The organism is Micromonospora sp. NPDC047670, from assembly GCF_043204915.1.
Classification (GTDB): domain Bacteria; phylum Actinomycetota; class Actinomycetes; order Mycobacteriales; family Micromonosporaceae; genus Micromonospora.
Genome location: NZ_JBIDDA010000002.1, coordinates 427099 through 444093, shown reverse-complemented (window position 1 = coordinate 444093; position 16995 = coordinate 427099). Strand labels below are relative to the sequence as shown.

Annotated in this window: 14 protein-coding genes, 1 tRNA gene and 1 pseudogene; 7 read left to right on the top strand and 9 right to left on the bottom strand. The window is 73.6% G+C overall.

Features of this window, described 5'->3' with window-relative positions:
- Window positions 1-168: 168 nt before the first annotated feature.
- The 3 genes from ACGF7U_RS06655 to ACGF7U_RS06645 form a co-directional block, all read right to left on the bottom strand.
- Window positions 169-1329, bottom strand: coding sequence for a branched-chain amino acid ABC transporter substrate-binding protein (locus ACGF7U_RS06655; RefSeq protein ID WP_393103653.1), 1161 nt, complete (start codon window positions 1327-1329; stop codon window positions 169-171).
- Window positions 1330-1588: 259 nt separating this feature from the next.
- Window positions 1589-2758: a hypothetical protein gene (locus ACGF7U_RS06650; protein WP_393103651.1), complete on the bottom strand. Its 1170-nt coding sequence runs from the start codon at window positions 2756-2758 to the stop codon at window positions 1589-1591.
- Between the two features lie 72 nt (window positions 2759-2830).
- Complete coding sequence (locus tag ACGF7U_RS06645; protein ID WP_043969321.1) at window positions 2831-3451, bottom strand: ANTAR domain-containing response regulator; 621 nt, start codon at window positions 3449-3451, stop codon at window positions 2831-2833.
- Between the two features lie 104 nt (window positions 3452-3555).
- On the opposite strand from ACGF7U_RS06645, the gene ACGF7U_RS06640 reads away from it, so the two are divergent.
- Window positions 3556-3629, top strand: a tRNA-Leu gene (locus ACGF7U_RS06640).
- Between the two features lie 36 nt (window positions 3630-3665).
- On the top strand, window positions 3666-4412 hold the full coding sequence (locus ACGF7U_RS06635; RefSeq protein WP_393103649.1) for a transcriptional regulator: 747 nt from the start codon (window positions 3666-3668) through the stop codon (window positions 4410-4412).
- Between the two features lie 140 nt (window positions 4413-4552).
- On the opposite strand, the gene ACGF7U_RS06630 is transcribed toward ACGF7U_RS06635, so the two are convergent.
- A complete protein-coding gene (locus tag ACGF7U_RS06630) occupies window positions 4553-5731 on the bottom strand; it encodes a trans-sulfuration enzyme family protein (RefSeq protein ID WP_393103647.1) in 1179 nt (392 codons plus the stop codon).
- Between the two features lie 83 nt (window positions 5732-5814).
- Between ACGF7U_RS06630 and ACGF7U_RS06625 the strand changes: the two genes are divergently transcribed.
- Both ACGF7U_RS06625 and ACGF7U_RS06620 read left to right on the top strand, forming a co-directional pair.
- Complete coding sequence (locus ACGF7U_RS06625; RefSeq protein WP_393103645.1) at window positions 5815-6294, top strand: Lrp/AsnC family transcriptional regulator; 480 nt, start codon at window positions 5815-5817, stop codon at window positions 6292-6294.
- Between the two features lie 70 nt (window positions 6295-6364).
- Window positions 6365-7375, top strand: coding sequence for an LLM class flavin-dependent oxidoreductase (locus ACGF7U_RS06620; protein ID WP_393103643.1), 1011 nt, complete (start codon window positions 6365-6367; stop codon window positions 7373-7375).
- A gap of 229 nt (window positions 7376-7604) precedes the next feature.
- On the opposite strand, the gene ACGF7U_RS06615 is transcribed toward ACGF7U_RS06620, so the two are convergent.
- Entirely contained in the window at window positions 7605-9851 is a 2247-nt protein-coding gene (locus ACGF7U_RS06615) for a cellulose binding domain-containing protein (RefSeq protein ID WP_393103641.1), read from the bottom strand.
- A 220-nt stretch (window positions 9852-10071) separates the two neighbouring features.
- Between ACGF7U_RS06615 and ACGF7U_RS06610 the strand changes: the two genes are divergently transcribed.
- The 3 genes and pseudogenes from ACGF7U_RS06610 to ACGF7U_RS06600 form a co-directional block, all read left to right on the top strand.
- Entirely contained in the window at window positions 10072-11505 is a 1434-nt protein-coding gene (locus ACGF7U_RS06610) for a pyridoxal phosphate-dependent decarboxylase family protein (protein ID WP_393103639.1), read from the top strand.
- 340 nt (window positions 11506-11845) lie between these two features.
- Window positions 11846-12421, top strand: coding sequence for a DinB family protein (locus ACGF7U_RS06605; protein ID WP_393103637.1), 576 nt, complete (start codon window positions 11846-11848; stop codon window positions 12419-12421).
- Window positions 12422-12453: 32 nt separating this feature from the next.
- Window positions 12454-12605: pseudogene (locus tag ACGF7U_RS06600) on the top strand (IS5/IS1182 family transposase); the annotation flags it as partial.
- Window positions 12606-12641: 36 nt separating this feature from the next.
- Here the strand turns inward: ACGF7U_RS06600 and ACGF7U_RS06595 are convergent.
- The 4 genes from ACGF7U_RS06595 to pyk form a co-directional block, all read right to left on the bottom strand.
- Entirely contained in the window at window positions 12642-13721 is a 1080-nt protein-coding gene (locus ACGF7U_RS06595; protein WP_393104151.1) for a sulfite exporter TauE/SafE family protein, read from the bottom strand.
- 317 nt (window positions 13722-14038) lie between these two features.
- On the bottom strand, window positions 14039-14509 hold the full coding sequence (locus ACGF7U_RS06590; protein ID WP_393103635.1) for an RrF2 family transcriptional regulator: 471 nt from the start codon (window positions 14507-14509) through the stop codon (window positions 14039-14041).
- Window positions 14510-14624: 115 nt separating this feature from the next.
- A complete protein-coding gene (locus tag ACGF7U_RS06585) occupies window positions 14625-15509 on the bottom strand; it encodes an acyl-CoA thioesterase (RefSeq protein ID WP_393103633.1) in 885 nt (294 codons plus the stop codon).
- Window positions 15506-16954 (bottom strand): pyruvate kinase, encoded by a 1449-nt coding sequence (gene pyk / locus ACGF7U_RS06580; protein WP_393103631.1) that lies wholly within the window; start codon window positions 16952-16954, stop codon window positions 15506-15508. The genes ACGF7U_RS06585 and pyk overlap by 4 nt, the downstream gene beginning before the upstream one ends.
- Window positions 16955-16995 lie beyond the last annotated feature (41 nt).

The following is a 16995-nucleotide window of genomic DNA, read 5'->3' as shown; positions in this document are numbered from 1 at the left end:
CGGGTGTCTGGGGGGTGGTTGTGTTTTCTCCTTTGTTTTTAAAGTGGGGGTCTTTTAAAAGGGTTGGTCCTATACATGTGGGTGGGGGGGGGGGGGGGGGGGGGGGCGGGGCGCGCCCCCCCGCCCCCACCCGCGATCACAACTCAATCGCTGTAGCAGCGACCGGCGTCAGGACTTCGGGATCTCCTGGTCCGGGACGACCTTGCCGCCCTGGACCTTGAAGGCCCAGACCTTGACCTGCGCGGGGTCGAGCTCGCCGTTCTCGACGAACTTGTAGCTCGCCGCGACGCCCTCGCCGCTGTAGCCCTTCACGAACTCCAGCAGGCCCTCACGGGTGGTCTTGCCCGCCTTGATGCCGGCGAGCAGGATGTTCGCCGCGTCGTAGGCCGTGTCGCTGTAGGTGCCCGGGTCGGTGCCGGTGAGGGCCTTGTACTCCTGGGCGAAGGTGCCGCGCGCCTCGGTGGCCGGCTGGCACGGGCAGGTGAGGATGGTGCCCTCGGCCGCCGCCGCACCGGCGGAGGTGATGTACGCGGCGTCGTTCACGCCGTCACCGGCGACCAGCGGCGCGGTGACCCCGGCAGCGGTGAGCTGCTTGCGGATCAGGCCGGCCTCCTGGTAGTAGCCACCGTAGAAGATCGCCTTCACGCCGGCGGCCTTGACCTTGGTGACCACGGCGGAGAACTCGGTCTGCTTGCCCTCGCCCTGGACCTTGTCCGAGCCGACGACCGCCGGGCCGAGCAGCTTCTTGACCTCGTCGGCCAGGCCGGCGCCGTACGCGGACTGGTCGTCGATGACGTAGACCTTGTCGGCCTTCAGCACGTTCTTGATGTAGTTGCCGGCCGCGGGGCCCTGGCTGAAGTCGTTGCCGACCGCGCGGAAGAAGGTCTTCCACTTCTGCTCCGCCAGGCTCGGGCGGGTCGCGGAGGGGGTGATGGTCACCAGACCGGCCTCGTTGAACAGCGGGCCGGCGGCCTCGGACTCACCCGAGTAGGCCGGGCCGACGATGCCGAGGATCTTCGTGTCGTCGATGGCCTTCTGGGCCAGACCCGGGGCCTGGTCCGGGCTGCCCTGCGAGTCCAGGGAGACCAGCTCGACCTTGCAGTTGGCGTTTTCCTTGTTGTACTTGTCGACGGCCAGCTTGACGCCGTTGTTCTCGTTGATGCCGAGCGCCGCCGAACTGCCGGTCAGCGCACCGAAGAACGCGATCTTGCTGCCACAGGCGTCGCCGCCGGACGCCGTGTCGTCGCCACCGCTGGAGCATGCGGTGCCGCCGGCGACGAGCGCCAGCATGGCCACCCCACCGATAACGCGCGCGAGCTTCTGCCTCAAGGCCCGAACCCTCCTCCGTCCCATGGTCCGAACCACCCGCTGCCTATTGGCCCTTGCGGGGGCGGACGAACCAGACCGTCGTCGCCGGTCTGGGGCCGGACGCTATCCCACCTGTCAGCTGTGATGAAAGCCCCAGGGGAGCGGGTTGACCGAACCGTTACACGCCGTGGCGGATTGGAAACGATCGCTGTAAGAACCGTCGGCCGTGAAAGCCTTTCACCTTCGTTTCGTCGGTAACGGGCCAGCGCCCGGCGACCCCCTACCGATCGATGGTCGGCAACCCCATCCACCAGGCCCGGGACTCCCGACCGTCATCGGCGACCAACAGCATTCGATCTCCCCGAGCCGCCACCGACACCGCCGAGTTCCCACCGTCCGGCACCGCGCCGGGCATCGCCATCGTCCGCCACGAATCCCCCGAATCGGCCGAGTACCACAGTCCGTGACCGCCGCCGTCCCCCGTCACCGCGACCAGACCGCGCCCGGCCGCCACCAGGCCGTCGACCGACGACACCCCCGGCCCGGGCCCGCCGAACCCGCCGACCCGCCGCCACTCACCGCCGGCCAGCCGCCAGGCCGCGAACCCGTCGCGCACCGGACCCACCGCCACCAGGGCGCCGTCGCCGACCGACGCCACCCGCTGCGCCTGACCACGCCCGTCCGGAACCGGCAGCGCCACCCGCCGCCAGGCCCGCCCGTCGGCCGAGGACCAGGCCAGGGGCGCCAGCGCGGTCGCGCCCGGCGGCAGCACCGCCCCCACCACCCACCAGCCCGACGGCACGGCCACCGCGTCGTACGCCACCGTGCGGCCGCGCCCGTCGCCGGCAAGCTCCGGCACGCCCTCCCGGATGGCGAACCGCCCGCCGTCCGCGGACGTCCAGACCGCCGCCCCGTCGACCCGCGCCCCCGCGATCAACCAACCCGCCGGCCCCGCCGCCAACCGGGCCACGCTCACCGCCCGCGGCCCGGCGTACAGCTCGAACGGGGCCGGCACCTCCCGCAGCGCGCCGCCCGGCTCCAGCGCCCAGGTGCCCGTGCGGGGGTTGCCGTGCACGCCGCCGTTCTTCGCCCCGAGCGCCGCCAACCGGTCCCCCCGACAGGCGGCCGCGTACAGCACGTGCTGCCGGCCGTAGAAGCTCGACGCCGCCACCGGCAGCGCCGACCACGAGGCGCCGTCGGCACTGCTCCAGGCGGCCGGCCGGGTCTCCCCCGCCGCGTCGGCCAGCCCGCCCACCACATACCACCGGCCGTCGCAGGCCACGGCGTCGCGCAGCAGCGGCCGACCGGCCGCGCCCGGCGGCGCGGGCAGGCTCAGCGCCTGCCACTGCGGGCGCAGCGGCTCGTCGGCGGGCTCCGCCGGGGCCCGGTCGCAGCCGGCCGACACAACGGCGAGCACACCCAGCACCGCCACCAACCGCCGGATCCGCATGGGATCAGATGTTATCGATCGGCCGGCCCGGCGCGGAGCCCCCGCACGCCGATCCCGGCGTGTCGCGCCGCGTCAGGAGGCCGGCTGCGCGACCTCGCCGCCCGCGGTCTCGGCGAGGATCCGCTCGGCGACCTCCTTCATGGTCATCCGGTGGTCCATCGCCGTGCGCTGGATCCACTTGAACGCCTGCGGCTCGGTCATCCCGTACGTCGTCATCAGCGCGCCCTTGGCGCGCTCGACGGTCTTGCGGATCTCCAGCCGGTCGGTCAGCCCGGCGACCTCCGCCTCCAGGGCGGCGATCTCCGAGTAGCGGGACAGCGCGATCTCCACCGCCGGCACCAGGTCGCTCTTCTGGAAGGGCTTCACGAGGTACGCCATCGCGCCGGCCGCCCGCGCCCGCTCCACCAGGTCGCGCTGGCTGAACGCGGTCAGGATGATCACCGGGGCGATCCGGGCGCCCGCGATCCGCTCGGCGGCGGCCAGCCCGTCCATGATCGGCATCTTGATGTCGAGGATGACCAGATCGGGCTTCAGCTCCTCGGCGAGCCGGACGGCGGTCTCGCCGTCACCGGCCTCCCCGACCACCTCGTAGCCCTCTTCGACCAGCATCTCGGCGAGGTCCAGCCGGATGAGCGCCTCGTCCTCGGCGATCAGTACGCGCCTGCGCTCGGCGTCCGTCTGCGTCTCGGCCACGAGCCACTCCCACCACTCTGTTCCCGGCACCCGCCGGTCCGGGTACCGTCGTGCCTAGCGTAGTGGGTAACCTATGTGGCGCCGCCACAGCGTGGGGTGGCGAAGTCCCCGTATTCCAACTGGCAGAGAAGCGGAGCTCAAACCTCCGACAGTGTGGGTTCGAATCCCACCGGGGGCACCGAAACTGTCGCACGTACACACCAAACTCGTCGGCGTGCATCCACCGGAAGTTCGCGCACGGGCGCACCAGGTCCACCGCTCGGGAGCGACGGTCGCGGAGACGGCCCGCGCCGTCGGGCTTCCCTACCGCACCGTGTGGGAGTGGTGCCGCCGACCCGAGGCTCCGGTCCGGGGCACGGCGCTGCGCTGCTTCCGCTGCCGTCCCGGCGTCGACAATCGGACCCAGGCCCAGGCATACAGCTTCCTGCTCGGCCTCTACCTGGGTGACGGCTACCTGGTGTCGACCGCCCGGGTGCCGGTGCTGCGAGTGGCATGCGACAGCGCGTGGCCCGGCCTGATCGACGCGTGCGACGCGGCGATGCGCACGGTTCTGGCGGCTGCCGTCCAGCGGGTGCCGCAGCAGGGCTGTGTTTCCGTGCAGAGCTACGGCACGCACTGGCCCTGCCTGTTTCCTCAACACGGGCCGGGCAAGAAGCACGAGCGCCGGATCGTCCTCACCGACTGGCAGCGGGAGATCGTCACCGCCCATCCCGGCGACTTCGCCCGTGGCCTCTTCCACTCCGACGGGTGCCGGATCAGCAACCGGGTGAAGGTGCGCGGCAAGGAGTACGTCTACCCGCGCTACATGTTCGTCAACGAGTCGGCCGACATCATGGGCCTCTGCCAGTGGGCGCTCGACCTGCTCGGGGTCGCCTGGCGGATGAACCGCCGCAACTCCCTGTCGGTCGCGCGCCGCGAGGCGGTCGCCACCCTCGACCGCCACGTCGGCCCGAAGTCCTGACCCGCCCGCCGGAATCCCCGGCTGTTCGGCCTCGTCGGAGGGGCGGGCCACCGCCGCGCGACCGGCTGCCCGCCCGACCCGGCTGGCTTCGGCTCGCAGGGGTGGAATTGCCGAGCTGCCGGGCGCGCGGAGGCGCCGGCTCAGCCGAGTTCGGCGAGCGCCCGCGCCAGGTCCACGCGCAGGTCCTCCGGGTCCTCCAGGCCGACGGAGACGCGCAGCAGCCCGCCGGCGGGCTTGGCCTCGCCCTCGACCGGGCGGTGGGTCAGCGACGCCGGGTGCTGGATGAGCGTGTCGACGCCGCCCAGCGACACGGCGTGGGTGATCAGCTGGCAGGCGTTGGCGACGGCGGCCGCGGCCGGCGCGCCGCCGCGTACCTCGAAGGCGAGGAGGCTGCCGGGGCCGGCCATCTGCCGGCCGACGAGCCCGGCGGGATCGTGCAGCGACGGGTGGTGCGTCCGCGTGACGGCGGCATGGTTGGCGAGCCAGGCGGCGAGCTTCTCGGCGCCGGCCTGCTGGGCGCGGACCCGCACCGGCAGGGTCTGCAGGCCGCGGTGCAGCAGGTACGCGCCGAGGGGATGCAGGATCGCGCCGGTGAGCGCGCGGACCTGGCGCAGCCGGGCGGCCCAGTCGGTGTCGCACGCGACGACGCCGGCGAGGACGTCGCCGTGTCCGCCGATGCTCTTGGTGGCGCTGTGCAGCACGAGGGCGGCCCCGTGACGGGTGGGCCGCTGGAGCACGGGGGTGGCGACGGTGTTGTCGACGAGCAGGGGGACGTCACCGGCCGCCCGGGCGAGGGCGGCGATGTCGACCAGGTCGAGGGTGGGGTTGGCGGGGGTCTCGGCGATCACCAGGGCGGTGTCGGGGCGGACGGCGGCGGCGACCTCGTCGGGCCGGGCCCAGGTGACGGTGGTGCCGAGCAGACCGGTGGCGAGCACGTGGTCGGTGCCGCCGTAGAGCGGGCGGACGGCGACGAGGTGGCGCTTCCCGTCCCGGGTGGCGGCGAGCAGGGTCGCGGTGAGGGCGGCCATGCCGCTGGCGAAGGCGACGGCGTCGGTGGCGCCTTCGAGGTCGGCGAGGGCGGTCTCGAAGCGGGCGACGGTGGGGTTCCACAGGCGCTGGTAGACGGCGCTGCCGCCGGCGGGGAGGGTGCCCCCGGTGGCGAGCGTCTCGTACGCGTCGCCGCCCGCGTCGACCGAGGGCAGCGGATTGGTGGTGGAGAGGTCGATGGGTGGCACGTGGACGCCCAGGGCGGCGAGGTCGTCGCGGCCGGCGTGCACGGCTCGGGTGTCCACGGTCGTCATGCGGGAAGGATCGAACATAGCGTCGGCACACGGCAAGTGATCCGAAGATGATTCGGTAAGATTACTTTCGATGGCCTGCCGATTCGATGGAGGATGTCTCCATGTCCCTTGCGACGAATGATGTGCGGCGGTTCGCGGCCCTGGACGACACCGACCGCGCGATCCTGTCGGAGCTGGCGGCCGACGGCCGGTTGCCGAACAACGCCCTCGCCGAGCGGGTCGGCGTGGCCCCCTCGACATGCCTGACCCGGACCCGCGCCCTGCGGGAGTGCGGGGCGATCCGGGGGTTCCACGCGGAGGTGGACCCGGCGGCGGTGGGGCTGCCGTTGCAGGCGCTGGTGTCGGTGCGGTTGACCGCCCACGAGCGCGCGGTGGTGGACGCGTTCCGGGCCCGGTCGGTGCGGCTGCCGGGGGTGGTGTCGGTGTTCCACGTGGCGGGCGCGGAGGACTACGTGCTGCACGTGCGCGCCGCGTCGGCGGACGCGTTGCGGGACTTCGTGCTGGATCACCTGGCGGTGGACCCGGCGGTGCAGCACACCCAGACGAGCCTGATCTTCGAGCAGGCCCGGGGCCAGGGCTGAGCGGCAGACCGCGACGTGGCCTTGGTTGCCCCGGGGAACAATTCGGGGGCCGGGCGGGTTGGCCAGCTGTGTGATCAACGTACCGCTGTCTGTTCTTGACCTTGCCCCGGTCGCGGCCGGCGCCACGGCCGGCGAGGCCCTGCGGCACACCACCGAGCTGGCCCGCCGCACCGAGGAGCTGGGCTACCACCGGTTCTGGGTGGCCGAGCACCACAACATGCCGGGGATCGCGAGTTCCGCGCCGGCGGTGCTGCTCGCGCACCTGGCGGCGCACACGTCGACGATCCGGCTGGGCTCGGGCGGGGTGATGCTGCCCAACCACGCGCCGCTGGTGGTGGCCGAGCAGTTCGGCACCCTCGACGCGCTGCACCCGGGCCGGATCGACCTGGGCATCGGGCGCGCCCCGGGCACCGACCAGGTGACCGCGCTGGCGCTGCGCCGGACGATGGAGGGGCTGTCGGCGGAGGGTTTCCCCCGCGAGCTGGCGGACCTGATGAACTACTTCGACGGCGAGCGGCCGGGCCCGATCACCGCCACCCCCGGTCGCGGCCAGCAGCCGGCGATCTGGCTGCTCGGCTCCAGCGGGTTCAGCGCCCAGCTGGCGGGGACGCTGGGTCTGCCGTTCTCGTTCGCGCACCACTTCAGCTCCCAGCACACGCTGCCCGCGCTGGCGCTGTACCGGCAGAGCTTCCGGCCGTCGCGGTGGCTCGCCGAGCCGTACGCGATGGTGGCGGTCAACGCGGTCTGCGCGGACACCGACGAGCGGGCGGAGTGGCTGGCGGGGCCGAGCGCGCTGTCGCTGCTGCGGCTGCGCTCCGGTCGTCCGGGGCCGCTGGTGACGCCGGACGAGGCGGCGACGTACCCGTACACGGAGATCGAGCGGGAGTTCGTGCGGCAGCGCCGCGAGGGGCAGGCGATGGGGTCGCCGGAGACGGTACGGCGGCAGCTCGGCGAGCTGCTGGCGCGCACCGGGGCGGACGAGCTGATGCTGACCACGCTGGTGTACGACGTGGCCGACCGGGTGCGCTCGTACGAGCTGATCGCGGCGAAGGTGGCCGGTGGCCTGCGCCGGAACGGCTGAAACACGATCTTCACGTCGCCGTCACCGGGGAGACGCGCGGGCCGCCTAGGTTTGTCCCCGGTGGTGGTACGGCATCTCCGGTCGGGACGGGTCGGGGATGCCGCGGTGTGGGGCACCGGGCCGCGGCTGTGCGGATTCCGCGGCCGCGGCCCGGTGCCTGTCCCCGTCGGCGGTTCGCGCGAGCGCCGGCCGGGCGGGGACGCGGTCCCGGCCGGTCACCCGGGCGGGTTCAGCGCAGGTAGACGTTCGGTGCGGGCGGGGTGGGCATCCCGTCGCCGAGGAAGAAGCCCGGGTGCGGGGGCTGGTTGTAGCCGGTGTTCTGCCAGGCGACCGCGACCCGGTACTGCGGGTCGTGCATCAGCGTGTGGATCCGGGTGTCGGTGGGTGCGGGCGTGGCGTGGACGCGCAGGGTCCGGCTGTCGCTGCTGCGCCAGACGACCTCCTCCCGCCAGTCGCCGAACAGATCGGCGGAGAGCGCCGGGGTGGACTTGGTGCCGTTGTTGGCCGCCACTCCGCTGCCGGTGAGCAGGCGCGTGTCGCCGCCGGTGCCGTACTTGTCGATCCGGGTGCCGTCGAGCAGTTCCCGGACGGGGTCGCCGTCCCACCAGACGAGGAAGTTCGCCGACGACGGCCTGCGCCCGACCGTGGCTCCGGTGGTGCCGTAGAGGTTGTCCATGTGGGTGCCGGCACCCCAGAACTCGGCGCCGGGGCTGCCCGCGTGGACGTCGGCGGCGACGCCCCGACCGGGGCCCTCGGCTCCCCCGTTGTTCGGCCGTTGCCAGACGACCTGACCCGTACGGGCGTCGTGCAGGTCGGCCGCCGGCTGGCTGCCGGACTCGTGGATGGTGAAGACCTCCAGGCCGGCGCGGTGCGGGACGAGGTCGCCGACGTGCAGGGCGTCGCCGTGGCCGAGGCCGGTGGCGTACATCAGGCGGCCGTTGTCGTCGACCGTGGCGGAGCCGTACACGATCTCCTGCCGGCCGTCGGCGTCGACGTCGGCGACCGAGAGGTTGTGGTTGCCCTGGCCGGCGGCGGCGCCGTTGCCCGAGGCGTTCGAGTCGAAGGTCCACCGCTTGCGCAGGGTGCCGTCGCGGAAGTCCCAGGCGGCGATGACCGCGCGGGTGTAGTAGCCGCGGGCCATCACCAGCGAGGGGCGCTGCCCGTCGAGGTAGGCGGTGGCGGCGAGGAAGCGGTCGACCCGGTTGCCGTAGCTGTCGCCCCAGGAGGAGACGGTGCCGCGCGGGGGGTCGTAGTCGACGGTGGAGAGCGCCGCGCCGGTGCGCCCGTCGAACATGGTCAGGTACTCCGGGCCGGTGAGGACGTAGCCGCCGGAGTTGCGGTGGTCCGCCGTCGCGGAGCCGATGACCTGGCCGGTGCCGGAGCGGGTGCCGTCGGCGGTCTTCATGGCCACCTCGGCGCGGCCGTCGCCGTCGTAGTCGTACACCTGGAACTGGGTGTAGTGGGCCCCGGCGCGGATGTTGCGACCCAGGTCGATGCGCCACAGCCGGGCGCCGGTCAGGGTGTACGCGTCGACGTGGACGTTGCCGGTGTAGCCGGACTGCGAGTTGTCCCTGGCGTTCGACGGTTCCCACTTGACCACGAACTCGTAGCGGCCGTCGCCGTCGAGGTCGCCGACGCTGGCGTCGTTGGCGGCGTAGGTGTAGCTCTCCCCGCTCGGGGTGACCCCACCGGCGGGCACCTGCAGCGGCACGTCGAGGTGGCCGGCGGGAAACTGGAGCGCCGGCGCGGAGGGGGCCTGTTCCACGCCGCCGACGACGGCCCGCACGGTGTACGACGCCCCGCCGGCCGCCCCGGCGTCGAGCCAGGTCGTGGCGCCCGTGATCGGCGCGCTGTTCACCCGGGTGCCGTCGCGGTAGAGGTGGAACGACACCCCGGAGGTCTCGGTGCCGAGCAGCCGCCAGGAGACCAGGTTCCCGGTGCCGGAGCGGACGCTGACCAGCCCCCGGTCGAGGTCCTCCATCTGCTTCGCGCCGGGCGGTGGGGTCGTCGGGGGCGGGGTCGTCGGCGGGGCGCTGGTGGGCGGGGCGCTGGTGGGGGCGGCGCCGGTGCAGGCCGTGCCGTTGAGGGCGAAGCTCGCCGGGGCGGGGTTGGCGGTGCCGTCCCAGGAGGCGGTGAAACCGAAGGCGGCGGTGCCGCCGGTGCCGATCGCGCCGTTGTGGTCGACGTTGCGGGCGCTGACCTGCGCGCCGGACTGGGACACGACGGCGTTCCACGCCTGGCCGACCTGCTGGCCGGCGGCGTAGGACCAGGTCAGGGTCCAGCCGGCGAGCGGGTCGCCGAGGTTGGTGACGGTGACGTCGGCGCCGAAACCGCCGGGCCACTGGCTGGTGATCCGGTAGTCGACGCGGCAGGCGGTGGCGGCCGCCGCGGCGGTCAGGGTCGGCAGCGCGCCGGCGACGAGGGTGGCCGCGGCGCCCGCGGCGACGAGCGCGACGCGGCGGGGGATGACGGGCATGGGACGATCCTCCGGGGAGGTCGGACGCGCGGCCGCCGGTCGCCGTCGGCCTGCCCGGGCCGGCGGGAGGCGTACGCCGCGCTGGCGGCGGTGGTCCGACGCGGGTGATCGACGTCGGCACAGGATGGCTCCGCGCACCAGCGATGCTAGGGCAAGCGCTTTCTCGGCACAATCCGCCGTCGCCTTGCCGCCGACCCGGATTCTTGATCGACTCAGGGACGTGGCTGAGCACATGACCCCGGACGAGTTCCGACGCGCCGGGCACGCCGTGGTGGACTGGATCGCCGACTACTGGGCGACGGTGGAGCAGCGCCCGGTGACCTCCCCGGAGCCGCCCGGCGCGGTGGCCGCCGGGCTGCCGGCCGGCCCGCCGCAGCACGGCGAGCCGGTGGAGGCCGTCCTCGCCGACCTCGACACGCTGGTCACCCCACGGCTGACCCACTGGCAGCACCCCGGCTTCTTCGGCTACTTCCCCGCCAACACCTCCGGACCCAGCGTGCTGGGCGATCTGGTCAGCTCCGGGCTGGGCGTGCAGGGCATGCTCTGGGCGACCGGTCCCGCGTGCACCGAACTGGAGACGGTGATGCTGGACTGGCTCGCCGAACTGCTGGACCTGCCGAAGCGGTTCCGCTCCGGCTCGGGCGGCGGCGGGGTGATCCAGGACTCGGCGTCCTCGGCGACGCTGGTGGCGACCCTGGTCGCGCTGCACCGCGCCGGCGGCGGGCGGTGGCGCGAGGTCGGCGTCGACCGCCGCTACCGCGCCTACGCGTCCACCCAGGGGCACTCCTCCATCGAGAAGGCCGCGCGGATCGCCGGGCTCGGCGCCGACGGCGTACGACCGGTCGAGGTGGACCCGGAGACGCAGGCGATGTCCCCGGCGGCGCTGCGCGCGGCGATCGAGGCGGACCGGGCCGCCGGCGTGGTGCCCGCGATCGTGGTGGCCACCGTCGGCACCACGTCCACGACCGCGATCGACCCGCTGCCGGAGATCGGCGCGATCTGCGCCGAGTACGGGATCTTCCTGCACGTCGACGCCGCGTACGCGGGGGCCGCGGCGGTCTGCCCGGAGCTGCGGTTCGGGCACGCCGGCCTGGAGTACGCCGACTCGTACTGCTTCGACCCGCACAAGTGGCTGCTCACCGGCTTCGACTGCGACGCGTTCTGGGTGGCGGACACGGCGGAGCTGATCGAGGCGCTGTCCGTGCTGCCGGAGTACCTGCGCAACGCCGCCACCGAGTCCGGCGCGGTCATCGACTACCGGGACTGGCAGGTGCCGCTCGGCCGGCGGTTCCGCGCGCTGAAGCTCTGGTTCGTGCTGCGCTGGTACGGCGTCGAGGGGCTGCGGGCGCACATCCGGTCCGGGGTGGCGCTCGCCGCCCGGTTCGCCGACCGGGTCCGCGCCGACGACCGGTTCGCGCTCGTGGGGGCGCACCCGTACTCGCTGGTCTGCTTCCGGCTGCGCGCGGACGACGACGTCAACGCCGAGCTGCTGGCCCGGGTCAACGCCACGGGCCGGGTGCACCTGACGCACACCCGGGTCAACGGCCGGTACACCCTGCGCCTGGCCGTCGGCTCCCCGCAGACCACCGAGGCCCACGTCGACGAGGCGTGGTCCCTGCTCGCCGACGCCGCGGCCACCCTGCTCCCCCGCTGACCCGCCCCATCCGCCGGGACGGCGACGCCGCGAGGCGGTCGAGGCCGCGAGAGATCTTGGTAGGAAACGGCCCCTCTGGGGGCACTTTCCTACCAAGATCTTCCCCGGATGCGGTGCACGGCTGGAGAGTGACAGGGCGGAGCCCGTGCCCGACGAGGAGGAGCGTGCCGGCCGGGGCGAGCGCGTGTCGGCTGACGCCGAGCGGATGCCGGACGAGGCCGGGGTACCGGCCGGGATACCCGCCGGGGCGAGGTACCCGCCTGGGGCGCCTCCTGCCGATCATGAGCTCCGTGGAGCGTCCAGGGCAGCGCCGACACCAACCGGATGCCATAGTGCCGCGATGAAGGCAGACCTGCACAGTTACCTGAGGGGCGGCCGTGACGCGCTGCTGTGGAAGCTCGACGGGCTCAGCGAATACGATATTCGGCGTCCGTTGACCCGGACCGCGACCAACTTGCTCGGTCTGGTGAAGCACTCGGCGGCCATGGAGATCCTCTACTTCGGCGTCGTGTTCGGCCGACCGTTCGAGCAGGAGCTGCCGTTCGTCGGCGACGGAGCGGAGACCAACGCCGACATGTGGGCGACCGCGGATGAGACCCGCGAGGAGATCGTCGGACTGTACCGTCGCGCGAGCGCCCACGCCGACACCACCATTGAGGCCCTCGCACTGGACGAGGTCGGCCGCGTGCCGTGGTGGGGCGGTGCAGCGGTCACGTTGCACCACGTACTCGTCCACGTCCTCGCGGAAACACAACGGCACGCCGGCCACGCTGACGTCGTGCGCGAACTCGTCGACGGCGCGGCCGGGCTGCTGCCCACGAACGACAACCTGCCCCCCGCCGAGGAGTCCTGGTGGCTGGACTACCGCCAGCGAGTGGAGCAGGCTGCCCTCGGCGCCAGCAAACGCAGCAACTAGTTGTCGATCACGGCAGCCGGATGCTGGCGGCGATGAGGACCCTGCCGGAACGCTTCGGGCCGCGGAATTCCTGCCACGAGCGGCTGCCGCTGGACCGCCGATGGCACGTGGGATCGGATCCTCGCCGCAGCGCAGGCCCACGCCGACGGCACACCGGAGCGGTGGACGATCAGCATCGACGTGATTCGGGCCAACCACTACGAGATCAGCAGGACACGCCCTAGGACGAGCCCGTGCCGACCGACGCCGGCCGGGTGCCGACCGACGCCGGCCGGGTGCCGACCGACGCCGGCCGGGTGCCGGACGAGGCCGGCCGGGTGCCGGACGAGGCCGGCCGGGTGCCGGAGGAAGCGGCGGTACCCGCCGGGGCCAAGGTGCCCGCCGGGGCCAAGGTGCCCGCCGGGGTGCGGGCGGCGAGGGTCGCCGCGGCGACGGCGCGCTGCCGGCGGGTGCGCAGCAGCGCCCGGACGGCCAGCGCCAGGGCGGCGAGCCAGGCGGTGGCCAGCAGCGCGTAGACCGCCGGGCGGGCCGGGCCGCCGAGGTCGGCCGAGAGCATCAGCGTACGGGCGTTGGTCAGCACGATCACGCCGCCGATCACCGCGCCGAGCAGTTGGGCGGGGACGATCCGGACCAGCCAGGCGGCGATCGGCGCGGCGATCAGGCCGCCGACGAGCAGGGCGGCCACCATGGGCAGCAGGAAGCCCTCCGAGCCGAGGCCGATGAGGAAGCCGATGCTGGCGGCGCCGGCGACCACGAACTCGGCCGTGTCGACCGAGCCGATCACCTTGCGCGGCTCCATCCGGCCACCGACCAGCAGGGCCGGCGTGGCGACCGGCCCCCACCCGCCGCCGCCCGTGGCGTCGACGAAGCCGGCGAACAGGCCGAGCGGGGCGAGGAAGCGCCCGCGCAGTCGACCGGCGCGCCGGTCGGTGCGCAGCGGCCGGGAGAAGCGCACCAACAGGTACCCGCCGAGCGTGAACAGGACGGCGGCCATCCAGGGGGCGGCCGCTTCGGTGGAGACCGCACTGAGGAAGGTCGCGCCGGCGAACGCGCCCACCGCGCCGGGGACGGCGATCCGCGCGACCACGCGCCAGTCGACGTTGCCGAACCGCCAGTGGGCCACACCGGCGGCGAGCGTGGTGCCGATCTCCGCCAGGTGCACCGACGCCGAGGCGGCGGCCGGGGCGACGCCCACGAGCAGCAGCAGGGTCGAGGAGGTGAGCCCGTACGCCATGCCGAGCGCGCCGTCGACGAGTTGCGCGGCGAGCCCGACCAGCGCGAGGACCAGCAGCTTGCGCACGAGCGCCCCCTGACTTTTCGGCATCTCCTATCGACTTGGTCGACAATGCGGCACCCGCAGGCCGGGGTCAAGCCTCCGACCGGTCAGTGAGACGACAGTGACGTCGCTCCGGGGCATCGGCAACGCCGGGGCCGGCACGAGCCGCACGACCCGCACCCTCACGCCGGGCCGACGCGAGCCGCACCCTTACGCCGGGACCGGCACGAGCCGCACCCTCACGCCGGGGCCGGCGCGAGCCGCGCGACCCGCGACCTCACGGCGGGGGTCGGCGCGAGCGCCACCACGCGCAGCCCCGGGCCGGGGCGGTTCCGCCGGGGTCAGGTCCAGGCGCGCGGGTCGGCGGCCAGCTCGGTGACCCGTTCGGGCAGGGTGCCGGCGGCCACGTCGGCGACGGTGACCAGCTCCAGGATCTGGCGTTCGCTGGCCCGTAGTGCGATCCAGACCTCCTGCAGGGCGCGGGCGGCGCCGTGGTAGCCGAGGTCCTCCGGCCGCTGCCCGCGTACGTGGGCGAGCGGGCCGTCGATCACCCGGATCACCTCGGCCAGCGAGATCTCGTCGCCCGGCCGCGCCAGCCAGTAGCCGCCCTCCGGGCCGCGCTGGGCGTGCACGATGCCGCCCCGGCGCAGTTGCAGCAGGATGCTCTCCAGGAACTTCGGCGGGATCTCCTGGGCGCGGGCGATCTGCTCGGCGGTCACCGGCCGACCTCGCCCGGCCCCGGCACCGCCGGGCACCGAGGCCAGCTCGGCGACCGCTCGGAGGGCGTAGTCGACCCGGGCGGAGAGACGCATGCCGCAAGGTTAGTCCCCAGGTCACCCCGCCCGGCCGATCACCCCTCGGCCGATCGGCCGACGGCGATGTGCCGGTCCCGCCCCGCCGGCGTGTCGTCCCCGGTGCGGGCCCCGCTCACTCGCCGACGCGGCGCAGCAGCCCCTCCTGCACGGCGGTGGCGATGTGCCGGCCGTCGGTGGTGAAGAGGCGACCCGTGGCGAGCCCTCGCGCGCCCGAGGCGGACGGGCTCCAGCAGTCGTAGAGGAACCACTCGTCGGCACGGAACGGCCGGTGGAACCAGAGCGCGTGGTCGAGGCTCGCCCCCACCACGCCGCCCGGGCCCCAGACCTCGCCGTGCACCGACAGCACCGAGTCGAGCAGCGTCAGGTCGGAGGCGTAGGTGAGCGCGCAGGCGTGCAGCAGCGGGTCGTCGGGCAGCTTGCCGTCGATGCGCATCCAGACCCGCTGGTGCGGGTCGGCGGGGCGGTCGCCGGGGCGTACCCAGCCGGGCTCGCCGACGTAGCGCACGTCGATCGGGCGCGGGATCTGGGCCCAGATGCCGAGCCGCTCCGGGTAGCGGGAGAGCCGGTCGGTCATCGTCGGGACCTCGTCCGGCCCCGGCACGTCGGGCGGGGTGGGGGCGTGGTGGTCCAGGCCCTCCTCGGGGTGGTGGAACGACGCCGACATGAAGAAGATCGGCTTGCCGTGCTGGAGCGCCACGGAGCGACGCACCGAGAACGAGCGGCCGTCGCGGATGTTCTCCACCTCGTACGCGATCGGCTCGCTCGGGTCCCCGGCGCGCACGAAGTAGCCGTGCAGGGAGTGCACGAAGCGCGCCGGGTCGACGGTCCGGCCGGCGGCCACCAGGGCCTGGCCGGCGACCTGGCCGCCGTACACCCGCTGGGGGCCGACCGGCGGGCTCATCCCCCGGAAGGTCATCTCGCCGGTGTGCTCCAGGTCGAGCACCTCCAGCAGTTGGTCGACGGCGGCCTGGCCGACCGCGGCCTCCGGACCACTCACTGCAGCGCCCGCGCGGACGCGGCGTCGACCAGCGACCCGAGCTGGTGTACGCGCAGGGTGTTGGTCGAGCCGGGGGTGCCGGGCGGGCTGCCGGCGACGATCACCACGTAGTCGCCCGGGTTGGCCCGGTTGAGCCCGAGCAGCGCCTGGTCGACCTGGCGGAACATGTCGTCGGTGTGCTCGACGAACGGCATCAGGAAGGTCTCCACGCCCCAGGAGAGGGCGAGCTGGTTGCGCACCTCGGGCACCGGGGTGAAGGCGAGCAGCGGCAGGTCGCAGTGCAGCCGGGAGAGCCGCCGCACGGTGTCGCCGGTCTGCGAGAACGCCACCAGGGCCTTCGCGCCGATGGCCCGGGCGATCGAGGAGGCGCCGACGGTCAGCGCGCCGCCGTGCGTACGCGGGTCGTGCTGCAGCCGCGGCACCCCGATCGAGCCGGACTCGGTGGTGGTGACGATCTTCGCCATGGTGCTGACGGTGAGCACCGGGTACTTGCCGACGCTGGTCTCGCCGGAGAGCATGACCGCGTCCGCGCCGTCGAGCACGGCGTTGGCGACGTCGGACGCCTCGGCGCGGGTCGGGCGCGAGTTCTCGATCATCGAGTCGAGCATCTGGGTGGCCACGATGACCGGCTTGGCGTTCTCCCGGCAGAGCTGCACGGCGCGCTTCTGCACCAGCGGGACCTGGTCCAGCGGCAGTTCCACGCCGAGGTCGCCGCGGGCGACCATGACGCCGTCGAAGGCCAGCACGATCTGCTCCAGGCAGTCGACGGCCTCGGGCTTCTCCACCTTGGCCAGCACGGGGCGGTGCACCCCGACCTCGGCCATGATGCCGTGCACCAGCTTGATGTCGTCGGCGGATCGGACGAAGGAGAGCGCGATCAGGTCGACGCCGAGGCCGAGGGCGAAGCGCAGGTCCTCGGCGTCCTTCTCGGACAGCGCGGGCACGCTGACCGCCACGTTGGGCAACGAGACGCCCTTGTTGTTGGAGACGGGGCCGCCCTCGGTGACCAGGCAGCGGATGTCGTTGCCCGTGACGTCGGTGACCTCGACGGCGACCCGGCCGTCGTCGATCAGCAGCCGGTCACCGGGCTTCACCTCCTGCGGCAGCTTGCGGTAGGTGCAGGAGACCCGGTCCTTGGTGCCGAGGACGTCGTCGCCGGTGATGACGACCGAGTCGCCGGTGCGCCACTCGTGCGGGCCGTCGGCGAACCGGCCCAGCCGGATCTTCGGGCCCTGCAGGTCGGCGAGCACGGCCACCGGGCGGCCGGCCGCCTCGGCAGCCTCGCGGACCAGCCGGTAGACCGCTTCGTGGTCTTCGTGGCTGCCGTGGCTGAAGTTGAGTCTGGCCACGTTCATGCCGGCCTCGACGAGCCCCCGGATCCGCTCCGGAGACGAGGTGGCAGGACCAAGAGTGCAGACGATCTTCGCGCGGCGTGTCACGCCCATCAGGCTAGTCTCTCCTCCGGGTCGGAATGCGGGCCGACCCC

Excerpts from the sequence above, each read along its gene's own strand:
- ACGF7U_RS06650 (WP_393103651.1), bottom strand. The coding sequence starts at position 2,758 with ATGCGGATCCGGCGGTTGGTGGCGGTGCTGGGTGTGCTCGCCGTTGTG.
- ACGF7U_RS06630 (WP_393103647.1), bottom strand. The coding sequence starts at position 5,731 with ATGTTCGATCCTTCCCGCATGACGACCGTGGACACCCGAGCCGTGCAC.
- ACGF7U_RS06625 (WP_393103645.1), top strand. The coding sequence starts at position 5,815 with ATGTCCCTTGCGACGAATGATGTGCGGCGGTTCGCGGCCCTGGACGAC.
- ACGF7U_RS06615 (WP_393103641.1), bottom strand. The coding sequence starts at position 9,851 with ATGCCCGTCATCCCCCGCCGCGTCGCGCTCGTCGCCGCGGGCGCCGCG.
- ACGF7U_RS06605 (WP_393103637.1), top strand. The coding sequence starts at position 11,846 with ATGAAGGCAGACCTGCACAGTTACCTGAGGGGCGGCCGTGACGCGCTG.
- ACGF7U_RS06590 (WP_393103635.1), bottom strand. The coding sequence starts at position 14,509 with ATGCGTCTCTCCGCCCGGGTCGACTACGCCCTCCGAGCGGTCGCCGAG.
- pyk (WP_393103631.1), bottom strand. The coding sequence starts at position 16,954 with ATGGGCGTGACACGCCGCGCGAAGATCGTCTGCACTCTTGGTCCTGCC.